This window comes from Aromatoleum petrolei, from assembly GCF_017894385.1.
Taxonomy (GTDB): Bacteria; Pseudomonadota; Gammaproteobacteria; order Burkholderiales; family Rhodocyclaceae; genus Aromatoleum; species Aromatoleum petrolei.
Genome location: NZ_CP059560.1, coordinates 3,074,878 through 3,088,147, shown reverse-complemented (window position 1 = coordinate 3,088,147; position 13,270 = coordinate 3,074,878). Strand labels below are relative to the sequence as shown.

Here is a 13,270-nt window from a genome sequence, read left to right as displayed (position 1 = left end):
CCTCGTGGTTTCTTCGGTTTGCGCGGATTTCATATGAGGTTGGGATTATTCCCCAAACTTAGGGAATCCCGGGTGACCCGCGTCAAACCTCATTCACAATTCCACTCGTGCATCCACTCACAACTCGACGACCGCTCTCCCCTTCAGCCGATAGGACTTGCCGCGCATTACCGCGATCAGCTCGCCCTTCGGGTTGGTGACGCTGATGTCGTACACGCCGGTGCGCCCCGCAGCGAACACTTCCTTCGCCTCCGCGCACAACACCTCGCCGGGACGGCCAGGCGCCATGAAGTCGAGGCTGATGCCGGACGCGACGGTCTGCTCATTGCCGCTGTTGCACGCGTAGGCGAAGGCGGTGTCGGCGAGCAGCGTGATGAAGCCGCCGTGGCAGATGTCGAAGCCGTTGAGCATGTCCTCGCGCACCGTCATCGTCACCTTCGCGTAGCCGGGCCCGACAGCTTCGAAGCGGAGGCCGTTGGCGTGAAGCACGCGGTCGTTCTCCGACATGCCGTCGCGCACGCGCTCGGCAACCAACTGGGGATCGAGCCCGTTCGTGAGATCGCGGTAGCCGGCCTCAGTCATACATCGCCTCCCTGTTGCAGGCCTTGCGGCGCAGCAGCGGCGACACGCGGTAGCGCTCCTCGCCGTAGTGGTCCTTGAGGTTCGCGAGCACTTCGACGACGAAATCGGCGCCGAGCTGGTCGGCCCACGCAAGCGGGCCGCCCTTGGGGTAGTTGGTGCCATGGCGCATCGCGGTATCCACGTCGCGCGCGCTCGCCACCCGCTGCAGCACGGCGTCGGCCGCCTCGTTGGCGAGCATCGCCACCGTGCGCAGCGCGATCAGCCCGGCGACGTCGTCGATCACGCTGACCTTGAAGCCCGCCTTCTGGAAGGTGCCGGTGACCACGCGCAGCGCGCCCAAACCGCACTGGTCGGCGCGCGTGAGCGCGATGCGGGTGCTGGTCGAGTAGTCGAGGCACAGGTCGAACAGCACGAGGTTCGGCACCTGCTCCTCGTCCGAGCGAATGGTTGCGGTGCGTCCGTCGGTCAGCGCCACACGCGCCGCGCCGATCTGCATCCAGCCACGTCTGCCGTGCATGCCGGCCTCGCGCCGGACTTCGATCCCGGCCGCCTCCAGGCGCGCCAGCAGCGGCGCGGCGGCGCCGATGTCGCCGACCACGGTGACGCGCGGTTCGCCGTCCTGCGGCGCTTCGTCCTGCGGCAGCGCCTTGGCGGCGAGCTCGCCGTATTCATAGATCCCGCGCCCGGTCTTGCGGCCGAGCCGGCCGGCGGCGACCAACTCCTGCTGGAGCGGGCTCGGGGCGAAACGACGGTCGCAGAAGTAAGCCTCGAACACCGATTTCGTGACCGCGAAGTTCACGTCGTGGCCGATCAGGTCCATCAGCTCGAAGGGGCCCATCGCGAAGCCGCAGCCCTCGCGCAGGATGGCGTCCAGCGTCGCCGGGCTGGCCTCGTGCTCGGCGAGCACGCGCAGCGCCTCGGCGTAGTATGGGCGCGCGACGCGGTTCACGATGAAGCCGGGGGTCGAGGCCGCATGCACGGGCACCTTGCCCCAGGCACGCGCCGTCGCGTACAGGCACTCGGCAACCTCGCGATCGGTCGCCAGCCCCGACACCACCTCCACCAGCGCCATGCGCGGCGCGGGGTTGAAGAAGTGCAGACCCACCAACCGCCCCGGACGGGCGAGGCCCGCCGCCATCGCATTGATCGACAGCGACGAGGTGTTGCTGGCGATGATCGCGTCCGCGCCGAGCATGCTTTCGAGTTCGGCGAAGAGCTTGCGCTTCACATCGAGGTTCTCGACGATCGCCTCGATCGCGAGACCGGCATCCGCCGCCTCGGCCAGTGTCGCGACGGGGACGACGCGCTCCAGCGTCGCCGCCGCCTCGCCCTGGTCGAGGCGGTTCTTCGACACGAGGAACTTCAGATCCTTCTCGATCGCCGCGCGCCCGGCGGCGATCGCCTCGGCGCGGCCGTCGAACAAATACACGGTATGGCCCGCGCGCGCCGCGACCTGGGCGATGCCGCTGCCCATCGCGCCGGCGCCGATCACGACGACTTTCACATCCTGGGTGAGTGCGCTCATTCAGTCACCCTTGAAATTCGGATTGCGCTTTTCCATGAATGCAGCGACGCCTTCGCGGTAGTCGTTCGAGTTGCCGCACACGGTCATCAGGTCGCGCTCGAGGTTGAGCTGGGTCTCGAAGTCGTTGGTCGAGCTCGCCCAGATCGCCTGCTTGGTCTTCGCATAGCCGAAGGTCGGCCCCTTCGCGAGAGCGGCGGCCACTTGCTGCACGGTCGGCATCAGCGCCTCGTCATCGACGCACTTCCAGATCAGTCCCCACGCCTCGGCCTGCTCGGCCGCCAGCTTGTCGCCGAGCAGCGCCATGCCCATCGCGCGCGCCGGCCCCACCAGACGCGGCAGGATCCAGCTGCCGCCGGTGTCGGGCACCACGCCGAGCTTGCTGAAGGACTGGATGAAGCTCGCCGAGCGCGCGGCGAACACCAGATCGCAGGCGAGCGCGATGCTCGCGCCGGCACCGGCCGCAACTCCATTGACGGCAGCGATCACCGGCAACTCGAGGCTGCGCAGCGCGAGCACGAGCGGCTTGTAGTTTTTCTCGACCGATTCGCCCAGGTCGACCGGCGCAGCGCCCGGCGCCACGGCGCGGTCCGACAGGTCCTGCCCGGCGCAAAAACCGCGCCCTGCACCCGTCAGCACCAGCACGCGCACCACACCTGCCGCGCGCCCTTCCCTGACCTTCGCCAAGGCCGCACGCACCTCCTCGTGCATCCGGCTGGTGAACGAATTCAGGCGGTCCGGGCGGTTCAAGGTCAGTGTCGCCACGCCTTCGACCACGTCGAGGCGAATCGTCTCGCCCTGCATGCTCCAATCAGTGCTGCCCATGTCTCCTCCTGTCATCCCTCTGCACAAGCGCCGGCGCGCGACGCTTGTGCAGAGTCTCCTTCTTCGGATCGCCCAGTTGGCTTCGAGGCCTCCTGTCGGCGGGGGTCTGCGCCCGGTATTCCGAGCTTTCTTTGTAGTCCGGCCTTTGTTTGACCGACCGGTCAATCAATAGTAAGCTTGATCCAGATCAAAAGACAACAGTTTTTTGCTTGACAAGTTTCGCCGCAGCGCAGCAACGCACCAGCCGCTATAACAAGGTCAGCACCGTCGATCCGCAGGGGCCACAGAAGCCCCGCCCCGCCACCAGAGGAGACCCTCGATGTCCAACGTCACGTCCAACACCACGCCCGCCCAGCTGTTCGACAAGCATCACGCGACCCTCGAAACCGCCGTCCAGGCGATCCACACCCGCGGCTACTGGACGCCCTACCCCGAAATGCCCAGCCCCAAGGTGTATGGGGAGTCGGCGCAGGAAGACGGGCGCCGCGCCGTCGAGGCCTGCTTCGGCCAGGATTTCGACCTCGACCAGCCCGGCCGTAGCGGCTGGATGGCGAGCGAGCGCTCGCCTTATGGCGTCGAGCTGGGTGTGCGCTACCCGGTGTGCGACGGCCAGGCGCTCATCGACGCGGCGCACGCGGCGCTGCCCGCCTGGCAGCGCATCGGCGCGCAGGGCCGCGCCGGGGTGTGCCTGGAGATCCTCGAACGCATCAACAAGCGCAGCTTCGAGATCGCGCACGCGGTGATGCTGACCACCGGCCAGGGCTGGATGATGGCCTTCCAGGCTGGCGGCCCGCATGCACAGGACCGCGGCCTCGAGGCCGTCGCCTACGCCTATCGCGAGATGAAGTTCATCCCCCACGAGACGGTGTGGGAGAAGCCGCAGGGCAAGAACCCGCCGCTGAAGATGAAGAAGCACTTCGAGATCGTCGGCCGCGGCGTCGCGCTGGTGATCGGCTGCGGCACGTTCCCGACCTGGAACACCTATCCCGGCCTCTTCGCCGCGCTCGCGACCGGCAATCCGGTGATCGTCAAACCGCACCAGAACGCCATCCTGCCCGCCGCAATCAGCGTGCGCATCGCGCGTGAAGTGCTCGCCGAGGCCGGCCTCGACCCCAACCTGGTCACGCTCGCCGCCTTCGACAAGCGCGAGGCCACGCAGGCGCTGGCGACGCACCCGGCCGTGAAGTCGATCGACTTCACCGGCGGCAATACCTTCGGCCAGTGGCTCATCAACAACGCGAAGCAGGCGCAGGTGTATGCCGAGCTCGCCGGTGTGAACAACGTCGTCATCGAATCGACCGACCAGTACAAGGCGATGTTGCGCAACCTCGCCTTCACGCTGTGCCTGTACTCGGGCCAGATGTGCACGACCACGCAGGCGATCCTCGTCCCGGCCGACGGCATTGACACCGACCAGGGCCGCAAGAGCTACGACGAGGTGTGCGCGGATCTCGCCAGCTCCGTCGACAAATTCCTCGCCGACCCGGCGGTCGCCACCGCAGTGCTGGGCGCGATCCAGTCGCCTGACACCCTCGCGCGCATCGCGGAAGCGCCCGAACATGGCCGCGTCGTGCGCGCCTCGACGAAGATGGAGCACGCCGAGTTCCCCGGCGCCGAAGTGCGCAGCCCGGTGCTGCTCGCGTGCGACGCCGCGGACGAGAAGAGCTACATGGAAGAGCGCTTCGGCCCGATCGCCTTCGTCGTCAAGGTCGCCGACGGCGCCGCGGCGGTTGCCTTGTCGGAACGCATCGTGCGCGAGCACGGCGCGCTCACGGTGGGCCTCTACTCGACCAAGCCGGAAGTGGTCGACGCGATGACCGAAGCGACCTGGCGCGCCGGCGTCGCGCTGTCGATCAACCTCACCGGCGGCGTGTTCGTGAACCAGTCGGCGGGCTTCTCCGACTACCACGGCGTCGGCATGAACCCGGCCGCGAACGCGAGCCTGTCGGACAGCGCCTTCGTCGCCAACCGCTTCCGCGTCGTGCAACGGCGCTACCACGTCGAATAAGCCGCGCGACACTCCACCATAAGAACAAGGGGCGCCGCGGCGCCCCGTTTTGTCTGCGGAACCCCAACCATGCCCTGCTACGAGATCGACGGCCAGCGCCCGGTCGTCCACCCGAGCGCCTACGTACACCCCGACGCTGTGCTGGTCGGCAACGTGCACATCGGCCCGCGTTGCTACGTCGCCCCGCTCGCGAGCCTGCGCGGCGACTTCGGCCCCATCATCCTGCGCGAAGGCGCCAACGTGCAGGACTGCTGCGTGATGCACGGCTTCCCCGGCATCGACACGCTCGTCGAGGAGAACGGCCACATCGGCCACGGCGCGATCCTGCATAGCTGCCACGTCGGCCGCAACGCGCTGGTCGGCATGAACGCCGTGGTGATGGACCGCGCGGTGGTCGGGGAATCGTCGATCGTCGCCGCCTGCACCTTCGTCAAGGCCGGCATGGAGATTCCGCCGCAGGTGCTGGTCGCCGGCGTGCCGGCCAAGGTCGTGCGCGCGCTGACGCGGCAGGAGATGGACTGGAAGGTCGAAGGCACGCGCTGCTACCACGACCTCGCCGTGCGCAGCCTCGCGACGCTCAAGCCCTGCGAACCCCTCGCCGAGGCCGAGCCCGACCGACCCGCCATGGTTCTGCCCGAGGTCGTGCCGCTGTTCGAGTTGAAGCGGCGCAGCTGACGCAGGCTGGGCTCGCGGATGCCGCGCGTCATGACACGCCTTCGGGACCGCCTCCGCCACGCGATCGTTCCGGGACATGCGCTGCGCCACCGAGCGGCAGCAGGATCGGTGGCGGTGCATCCTCGGCATCGGGCCTGGCCATGCCCGCGATGCTCCCGCGCTCACGCTGCTGTCGCGACCATCTCCAGCTCGAAGCGCTCGAACGCGTCGCGCACCGCCTCCAGCAGCTCGCGGTCGTCCCACGGCTTGTGCAGGAAGCGGAAGACCGCACCGCGGTTGATCGCGCCGGTGATCATCTCGACATCGGCATAGCCGGACAGGATCATGCGCACGATCTGCGGGTGCAGGCCACGCACCTGGTCGAGGAACTGCACGCCATCCATGCCGGGCATGCGGAAGTCCGAGATCACGACGCCGACCGCATGGCGCGACATCTGATCGAGCGCCTCCGCGGCGCTGCCCGCGAACAGCAGGGTATAGCCCTCCCGCCGCAAGATGCGGCGCAGGGCCGACCGGATCGACGGCTCGTCATCGACGAGCAGCAGGGTGCGCTCGGGCAGGTCCTTCTTCACCGGCAGCGACATGCCCCGCCCCTCGGCCAGCATGTCCGCAAAAGCCTCGGGCGCGATCGGCGGTGAGAAATGGTAGCCCTGCATCTCGTCGCAACCGCGGCCGCGCAGGTACAGCATCTGCCCTTCGGTCTCGACCCCCTCGGCGATCACGCGCAGGTTGAGGCTGCGGGCGATCGCGATGATGGACACCGCGATCGCTGCATCGCTCGCATTGGTCGTCAGATCGGTAATGAAGGCGCGATCGATCTTCAGGTAATCGAGCGGAAAACGCTTGAGCATGCCGAGCGAGGAATAGCCGGTGCCGAAATCGTCGATCGCGAGCCGGACGCCGATGGCCTTCAGGCTTCGCATCGTCCTGATCGCCCGTTCCGGCTCGCGCATCAGTGTGCTTTCGGTGATCTCCAGCATCAGCGTTCCCGCGTCCAGGCGGTAGCGCGACAGCAGGGCCGACACGTCCGCGACCAGATCGTCGCGCAGGAACTGCAGCGCCGACACATTCACCGCCACGCTCGGGCACGCCACCCCGGCATCGAGCCAGTCGCGCATCCTTGCACAGGCGGATTCGAGCACCCAGTGCCCGATCGGCAGGATCAGGCCGCTTTCCTCGGCCACGGGGATGAATTCGCCCGGCGACACCATGCCGAGTTCCGCATGCTGCCAGCGACACAGCGCTTCGCAGCCGACCACCTCGCCCGTCAGCAGATCGACCTTGGGCTGGTACACCAGATACAACTCGTCCCGCTCGACGGCCCGCCGCAACTCGAGTTCGAGACGCAGCCGCGGCGCGGCCCGGGCATTCATGTTCGCATCGTAGAAGCAGAAGGTGTCGCGCCCCGTCTCCTTGGCCCGATTCATCGCCACGCAGGCGTTGCGCAGCAGCGCGTCCGCATCCTGCCCGGCATCGCCGCACTCGGCCACCCCGATGCTGGCGCTCAGGCGCAGCTCCTCTCCGCCGGCCATGAGCGGCCGCCGCATTGCCTCCAGCAGCCGATTGGCCAGCGACACTACGGCCTGCCGGCCCGGCAGCTGATCGGCGATGAGCACGAACTCGTCGTTCGTCAGGCGCGCGACGGTCGAGCACTCCTGCGCAGCGCCGGCCAGGCGGCGCGCGATGTCGCCGAGCGTCGCGTCCGCGACCGCACGGCCCAAACTGTCATGCACCACCTTGAAGCGGTCCACGTTCACCCACAGCACGAAGCAGGCGCCATTGCGCGCCGCATGGGAGAGCCCCTGCTGCAGGCGGTCGAGGAGCAGGTTTCGGTTGGGCAGGCCGGTCAGCGCATCATGGCTCGCCTGATGGGCGAGCTGCTCCTCGTAGCGGTGCCGCTCGGTGACGTCGCGGAACTCGATCACCGCGTGGTCGCCCCCTCGCTCCTCGCCGGGAACCATGTTGACGACCGCCTCGATCCAGGCGAGATTGCCGTCGCGGGCTGACAGGCGCAGTGTGACCTCGCCCTCGCGCCGCGCCGCGATGAGGGCGGCCAGTTGCTCGCAGCCCTCGCGCTCGAAACCGCGCTGCACCAGTTCGACCGGTTGGCTGATGGCGGCAAGCTCCGCCGGGGTCACCGCGAGAAGCGCGTGGAGCGCCGGATTCGCGCTGGCGACGCCCGGTGGTGTCGCGTAGCGGTAGATCATCAGGCCGTTGCGGCTGGCGTCGATGGCGCGGTTGCGCAGGCGGATTTCCTCCGCGGCGTTTCGCAGTTGCGCCATCGACGCCTCGACGTGCGCCGCCATGTCGTCCAGCGTGCGCGCGAGCTCCCCCAACTCACCACCATCCGGCGGTAGCGCACAACGGGCCTGCAGTTCCCCCGCACCGATGCGCCGCGCCGTGTCCGCAAGATCACGCACCCGGCGCAACACCAGCCGCTGCGCCGCGACCCAGCCGAGTGCCAACACCAGCGCAGTCAAAGCGAGGACCAGCAGCAGATTGCGCCGCAACACCTGTGCGGCCTGCGCTTGAGCCAGCGCGGTCGGAATACCCACGCGCACGTACAGGTCGCCGTGGATGCTGAGCACCGGCACGATCGCCGTTGCGCGCAGGACCTGGTCCAGCCAGACCGACTCGAAGAGCGCTTCGCGGGCATCCACAATGGCGGCCTTGAACTCGGCCAGCCCCGGGATCGTGCGCCCCGCCAGCGCGTCCGGATCGGGCAGACGGGCGAGGATCGCGCCCTCGCTGTCGACGATCGTCACCACCGAGCCGTCCGGCAGCCACTGGTCGCGCAGCAGCGATTCGAATTTCGGCGGCTCCGCCGCGAGCGCCACGATCCCGGAGATTTCGTCGTGCTCGTCGAAAACCGGATGGGCGAACAGCACCATCGGCCTCCCCGTGAGGCGGTTGACGATGAATTCGCCGATCGCGAAGTCGCGCCGCTCGACGGCGCGGCGGAAGTAGGCGCGATCGGCGACGTTGACGCGCCCGGTGAGCGGCTTGGCGCTGCAGAGCATTTCCCCGCCGCGGTCGAAGACGAAGAGATCTGAGTAGAGTTCGCCGAGCGAGGCCACGCGCGAAAGCCAGCGATTGCAGTCGCGCGTCGAATGCAGCGCCCGTATTTCCGGCGCATCCGCCAGCCCCTGCAGTGCCGCGTGCGCATAGGAAATCATGTCGCGCTGGCGTGTCGCCACTTGGCGTGCCACGGTCAGTGCGAGCCTTTCCGAACTGGCCCGCGCCTCGCGCCGTTGTTCGAGCCCCGTGTCGACGATGATCGCGATCGACGGCAGGACCGCAGCAAGAACCAGCAGCAGCAGGCGGACATGCATCCGGGCAAGCGGTCTGGGAATCATCGCGGATCCGTTCTCGTTGTGTCCGCGTACGTCGCGGACATGGCATGGGCGTGGCGCCACCGCCCGATGATCCGCGTTCACTGCTGCGGGCGGGGAGATCCCGGGCGATGATCGCATTTGGTTACAATCACGCCGCATCATAAAACAGCCTGCCCGAATCGACACTACCGCCCACAACGTATTCGATTAAGCGGAAAAGTGACGACCGCGCGATGAGTTGTTGCGACGCAACGTCGCGCCCCCCGGCGGCAGCCGCTCCTGCTCAGTTGACCGCGGGATCGTCCGCGGCATCGAGCGCCAGGGCGATATCGCTCGGCGAACGGAGAAAGCGCACGCGGCACAGCCTGCGCGTCCCGCACATCACGGCTTCGGCAAGTTCTTGCACGAAATCCATGTCGTGCGATTCGGTAAATAACGGAATCGAAATCGTTTTCCCCTCGAGCTGCGCGGGTTCCCGCAGGATGGTGCGAGCGATCTGGGGCAAGGGACGCTTGCCCTGCGACAGCAAGGCGCCGACGTCCGGCTCCGCGGACGGCGGATTGGCAACCGCAGGCGCGAGCGCGTCCTGCGCCTCCAGCCGACAGGAGACGGTCGTCCCTTTCCCGTACCAGCAAATCCAGCCGACAGGGGCTCCCGCGGGCGCCCCCGCATGCGCGGCGGCAGCCGGCAGCGCCAGCAGCAGTGTGCCGGCGAACCGCCAGCGGCGGGCGGCGGAGACGATCGCCGCGGCCCGCCAGTTCGTCATGGCGAATGGCGCATGATCTGAATATTGCATATGCCGATCAATCATTTTTCGATCGCAAAAGCATAGATTCAGGCGCCAGCCGAGGGAATTCGCGAGACTGCGCGCCCGTCTACGTGTAAGCACGTAGACGGGCGTGAAGCCCCCACACAAGGCAATGAGGCGCGGCGCCGGATCGGCAATCGTGTCGACTGCCGGCGCGAATGCTGCGAAGAGCCCGATTCGACGGTATCGTACGGGGGCAGTCATCACAGAGACCCCTTCGGCCCGAACCCTGCGCCTCCAACATTGCGACAGCGGGGGCAAGGGTGCCGACATGAACACGCCGACATGCGAAGCGCAGTCCACCCCATGCCCGACCACGGAAACGTGCTCAACGACTTGCCGCCATCCGGCGGCGACGAACGCTTCGACACCCTGTTCACGCGCGCCGACACGCGCGTCGAGCGCATCGTCTCGCACTGCCACGCCAGCCCGCCCGGCTTCTGGTACGACCAGGCTCAGGCCGAATGGGTGATGGTCGTGCAGGGCGAGGCGGTGATCGCGTTCGCGGACGGCGAGCGGCGCGCGATGCGCGCGGGCGACTGGCTCACGATCCCCCCGCATCGCCGCCACCGCGTCGAATCGACCGGCGAAGGCACCGTGTGGCTGGCCGTGCATGTAGACTGATGACATAACGATCACCGTCGGCGCCCCATGTCTCCCGATTCCCCGCAATACTGGACTCCCAACCACCGCTTCCACGACGGCAACGCGGCGGGCGAACGCGGCACGCGCCTGGTACTGCTGATCACGGCGATCACGATGGTGGTCGAGATCGCCGCCGGCTGGTGGTTCAACTCGATGGCGCTGCTCGCCGACGGCTGGCACATGAGTTCGCACGCGCTCGCGATCGGCCTCTCGGCCTTGGCCTACGCCGCCGCACGACGCTACGCCGACGACCCGCGCTTCGCCTTCGGCACCTGGAAGATCGAGATCCTCGCCGGCTTCGCGAGCGCCATCTTCCTCGTCGGCGTCGCGATCGCGATGGTCATCGGCTCGGTCGAGCGCCTGCTCGCGCCGCTGGATATCCGCTTCCCGGAGGCGATCACGGTCGCGGTGGTCGGTCTGGTGGTGAACGTCGTGTGCGCGCTGATCCTCAATCACGCCGGCGAGCATTCGCACGGCGGGCATGGTCACGCGCATCACGATCACGACCACGGCGGGCACCACCACGTCCATGACGGGCACGGGCACCACCATCACGACCTGAACCTGCGCGCCGCCTACCTGCATGTCGTCGTGGACGCCGCGACCTCGGTGCTGGCGATCGTCGCCCTGCTCGGCGGCATGCTGTACGGCTGGAACTGGCTCGATCCGGCAATGGGCATCGTCGGCGCGGTGCTGGTCGCACGCTGGTCGCACGGGCTGCTGCGCGACACCGGCCGCGTGCTGCTCGATCGCGAGATGGACCACCCGGTGGTCGCGGAGATCCGCCACGCGCTCGCCAGCCACCCGCACTGGCCCGAGGCCCCGCGCCTCGTGGACCTGCACGTGTGGCGCGTCGGGCGCAATCGCTTCGCCGCGATCGTCAGCGTGCTCACGGGCGACCCCGCAATCACGCCCACCGCGATCAAGCGCGCACTCGCCCCGCACGAGGAGCTGATCCACATCTCGGTCGAGGTGAATCGCCCGCAGGACGCCGCCTGAGGCGGCGCAGCTTCGTCAGGACTTCCGTTCGGGCGGGCCTGTCGCAGCCCCGCCCTCACCCTTCGACAAACCTGTCCTGAGCGGCCTCGAAGGGCTCAGGGCGAACGGATGTATCCGTCCGCCGGATCGACCGCTCAGCGGTCGTGCACGATGTCGCGCTGCACGGTCGTGCGCGCGGGCGGACGGGGCGGCACCGGCACCGGCGTCACCACCACATCGGCGGTCCCGGCGCCGGTGGCGGCGGGTTCGATCACCGGCAGGTCCCACAGCGCGCGGTAGGTCGCGCTGTAGTTCATCAGCTGCTCGGTCATCTTCGCGATGCGGTCGGGCGGGCGCGACACGTTGGCCGGGCCGATCGCCGCGTAGCCGAGGCCGGCGCGCTCGCCCTCGACCTCGAAGCCGAGCATCCTCAGCATCGTCGGCAGCATGTCGAAGTGCGTGACCTCGTCGGTGTTCTTCACGAGTTTCTTGTCCGCGCCGATCATCAGGTTGTACACGCGCCGGCTGGGATTCTTCACCAGTTTGTCGTACGAGGTGTTGCCCATCGCGAGATGGTCGCCCTGCACCACGACGGCGATGCGGTCGGACCAGCCTTTCTTGTTGATGTACTCGATGAAGTCCGCAACCTGTCCCGCGGTGCATTCGACGATGCCCTCGAAGTCCTGGTACCCCTGGCGCTCGCAGGTCGACGACAGGTGGCCATAGGGATGGTGCGTGTCGATCGTGAGGACCGTGAGGTTAAAGGGCTTGCGCGACTTCATCAGTCGATCGAGCTCGCCGCGCGCATGGCGGAAGAGATCGTCGTCGTACAGGCCCCAGCCGCTCATCAGCTCGGGCCTTTCGCCCTCGCTCACCCATTCCTCGCGCCCCATCACCTTGCTGTAGTGATGGTCCTTGAAGAACTTGCCCACGCCGGCGAAGGCGAGGCTGGAACCGTTGAGAAAGACGTTGGTGTAGCCGTTGCTTGCGAGGATGTCGCCGAGGCAGCGCGCACGCGGCAGGAAGCTCTCGACCTGTTCGCCCTGGGCGTTGCCGCCGAACAGCGCCACCGACTTCAGCGGCAACCCGCACTGCGTCGCGACGATGCCGGCGATCGTGAAGTGCGCGCCCATCATCTCGCGGTAGTCGTCGAAGGACACCACGCGCGGCTTGCCCTTGTAGGCGTTGAGCCGGTGCAGCAGGTCGCGCCCGAACAGGTTGGTGTCGGAATACGTGGACTCCAGGCTCTCGACGTAGATCAGCACCAGGTTCTTCGGCTGCTCCTTGCCGCGCTTGACGGACACGCGGCTCGGGTCGACGTAGGAGCCGGCGAAATAGTCCTCGCCGAAGTAGGCCCGCACGTAGCGCGCCAGCGAGAAGCTGTCGATGAAGAAGGCGACGCCCGCGCCGAGCACGACCAGCGGGATCGCCCGCGGCACGCCGTGGCGCATGAAACGCAGCAACGCGCGAGAGAAACGGCGCATCCCGACACGCAACCAGTACCAGCCGCGGCGCAGCCACGGCACCGGCCACTTCTCCGGATGCGCGCGCAGGTGCTCGAACCATTCGTCCAGCCCCCACAGCACCATCGCCAGCGCCACCGGCAGCGCCAGGGCACGCCACAGGAAGCGGCGGGTCAGCTCCGGGTCGCTGGTCATCAGGCCTTCGGTGCCGAAACGCAGGTGGTAGAGCACCTGGTCGATGGTTACCGAGCCGAACTCGTCGGTCAGCCAGTCCGGCACGGCATAAAGCAGGCAGCCGACGAGAATCGCCAGAGGTTTGAGCAGTTTTCGGACACGCATTTACGGGACGACTCTCCGGCGGGCGGACTTCCGTGCGGCGGCGCCGCGTGCTCCGGAAGGTGCGCAATATTACCGCAACGCCCCTGACGT

The 13,270-nt window shown here is 67.8% G+C and carries 10 protein-coding genes; 4 read left to right on the top strand and 6 right to left on the bottom strand.

The annotated features are described in order from the left end of the window. Nucleotides 1–117 precede the first annotated feature (117 nt). Genes paaI through paaG form a run of 3 tightly spaced genes read right to left on the bottom strand, consistent with a single transcriptional unit; the run spans nt 118 to nt 2,908 of the window. The gene (gene paaI, locus ToN1_RS14060; RefSeq protein WP_169207208.1) at nt 118–582 is read right to left on the bottom strand and encodes a hydroxyphenylacetyl-CoA thioesterase PaaI; all 465 of its coding nucleotides are present in this window, start codon (nt 580–582) and stop codon (nt 118–120) included. Next, on the bottom strand, nt 575–2,107 hold the full coding sequence (gene paaH / locus ToN1_RS14055) for a 3-hydroxyacyl-CoA dehydrogenase PaaH (RefSeq protein ID WP_169207207.1): 1,533 nt from the start codon (nt 2,105–2,107) through the stop codon (nt 575–577). Before paaH ends, paaI begins: the two co-directional genes overlap by 8 nt. Further along, nucleotides 2,108–2,908 carry a 2-(1,2-epoxy-1,2-dihydrophenyl)acetyl-CoA isomerase PaaG gene (gene paaG / locus ToN1_RS14050; protein WP_169207232.1) on the bottom strand — a complete coding sequence of 267 codons (801 nt, stop codon included), beginning with the start codon at nt 2,906–2,908 and terminating at the stop codon, nt 2,108–2,110. Between the two features lie 340 nt (nt 2,909–3,248). Here paaG and paaN point away from each other — a divergent pair, with 340 nt between their 5' ends. Both paaN and paaY read left to right on the top strand, forming a co-directional pair. After that, the gene (gene paaN / locus ToN1_RS14045; protein WP_169207206.1) at nt 3,249–4,937 is read left to right on the top strand and encodes a phenylacetic acid degradation protein PaaN; all 1,689 of its coding nucleotides are present in this window, start codon (nt 3,249–3,251) and stop codon (nt 4,935–4,937) included. A 69-nt stretch (nt 4,938–5,006) separates the two neighbouring features. Then, a complete protein-coding gene (gene paaY / locus ToN1_RS14040) occupies nt 5,007–5,612 on the top strand; it encodes a phenylacetic acid degradation protein PaaY (protein ID WP_169207205.1) in 606 nt (201 codons plus the stop codon). 161 nt (nt 5,613–5,773) lie between these two features. Here the strand turns inward: paaY and ToN1_RS14035 are convergent, their stop codons facing one another. Both ToN1_RS14035 and ToN1_RS14030 read right to left on the bottom strand, forming a co-directional pair. Then, nucleotides 5,774–8,968: an EAL domain-containing protein gene (locus ToN1_RS14035; RefSeq protein WP_169207204.1), complete on the bottom strand. Its 3,195-nt coding sequence runs from the start codon at nt 8,966–8,968 to the stop codon at nt 5,774–5,776. Nucleotides 8,969–9,230: 262 nt separating this feature from the next. After that, nucleotides 9,231–9,959, bottom strand: coding sequence for a hypothetical protein (locus ToN1_RS14030; protein WP_169207203.1), 729 nt, complete (start codon nt 9,957–9,959; stop codon nt 9,231–9,233). Nucleotides 9,960–10,061: 102 nt separating this feature from the next. Between ToN1_RS14030 and ToN1_RS14025 the strand changes: the two genes are divergently transcribed. Then, a complete protein-coding gene (locus ToN1_RS14025; protein WP_169207202.1) occupies nt 10,062–10,379 on the top strand; it encodes a cupin domain-containing protein in 318 nt (105 codons plus the stop codon). A gap of 27 nt (nt 10,380–10,406) precedes the next feature. Then, on the top strand, nt 10,407–11,399 hold the full coding sequence (gene dmeF / locus ToN1_RS14020; protein WP_169207201.1) for a CDF family Co(II)/Ni(II) efflux transporter DmeF: 993 nt from the start codon (nt 10,407–10,409) through the stop codon (nt 11,397–11,399). Nucleotides 11,400–11,533: 134 nt separating this feature from the next. Here dmeF and ToN1_RS14015 read toward each other — a convergent pair whose 3' ends face one another. Then, nucleotides 11,534–13,180 (bottom strand): sulfatase-like hydrolase/transferase, encoded by a 1,647-nt coding sequence (locus tag ToN1_RS14015; RefSeq protein WP_169207200.1) that lies wholly within the window; start codon nt 13,178–13,180, stop codon nt 11,534–11,536. Nucleotides 13,181–13,270 lie beyond the last annotated feature (90 nt).

Excerpts from the sequence above, each read along its gene's own strand:
- ToN1_RS14025 (WP_169207202.1), top strand. The coding sequence starts at position 10,062 with ATGCCCGACCACGGAAACGTGCTCAACGACTTGCCGCCATCCGGCGGC.
- paaG (WP_169207232.1), bottom strand. The coding sequence starts at position 2,908 with ATGCAGGGCGAGACGATTCGCCTCGACGTGGTCGAAGGCGTGGCGACA.
- paaI (WP_169207208.1), bottom strand. The coding sequence starts at position 582 with ATGACTGAGGCCGGCTACCGCGATCTCACGAACGGGCTCGATCCCCAG.
- ToN1_RS14035 (WP_169207204.1), bottom strand. The coding sequence starts at position 8,968 with ATGATTCCCAGACCGCTTGCCCGGATGCATGTCCGCCTGCTGCTGCTG.
- paaH (WP_169207207.1), bottom strand. The coding sequence starts at position 2,107 with ATGAGCGCACTCACCCAGGATGTGAAAGTCGTCGTGATCGGCGCCGGC.
- paaN (WP_169207206.1), top strand. The coding sequence starts at position 3,249 with ATGTCCAACGTCACGTCCAACACCACGCCCGCCCAGCTGTTCGACAAG.
- ToN1_RS14030 (WP_169207203.1), bottom strand. The coding sequence starts at position 9,959 with ATGACTGCCCCCGTACGATACCGTCGAATCGGGCTCTTCGCAGCATTC.
- ToN1_RS14015 (WP_169207200.1), bottom strand. The coding sequence starts at position 13,180 with ATGCGTGTCCGAAAACTGCTCAAACCTCTGGCGATTCTCGTCGGCTGC.
- dmeF (WP_169207201.1), top strand. The coding sequence starts at position 10,407 with ATGTCTCCCGATTCCCCGCAATACTGGACTCCCAACCACCGCTTCCAC.
- paaY (WP_169207205.1), top strand. The coding sequence starts at position 5,007 with ATGCCCTGCTACGAGATCGACGGCCAGCGCCCGGTCGTCCACCCGAGC.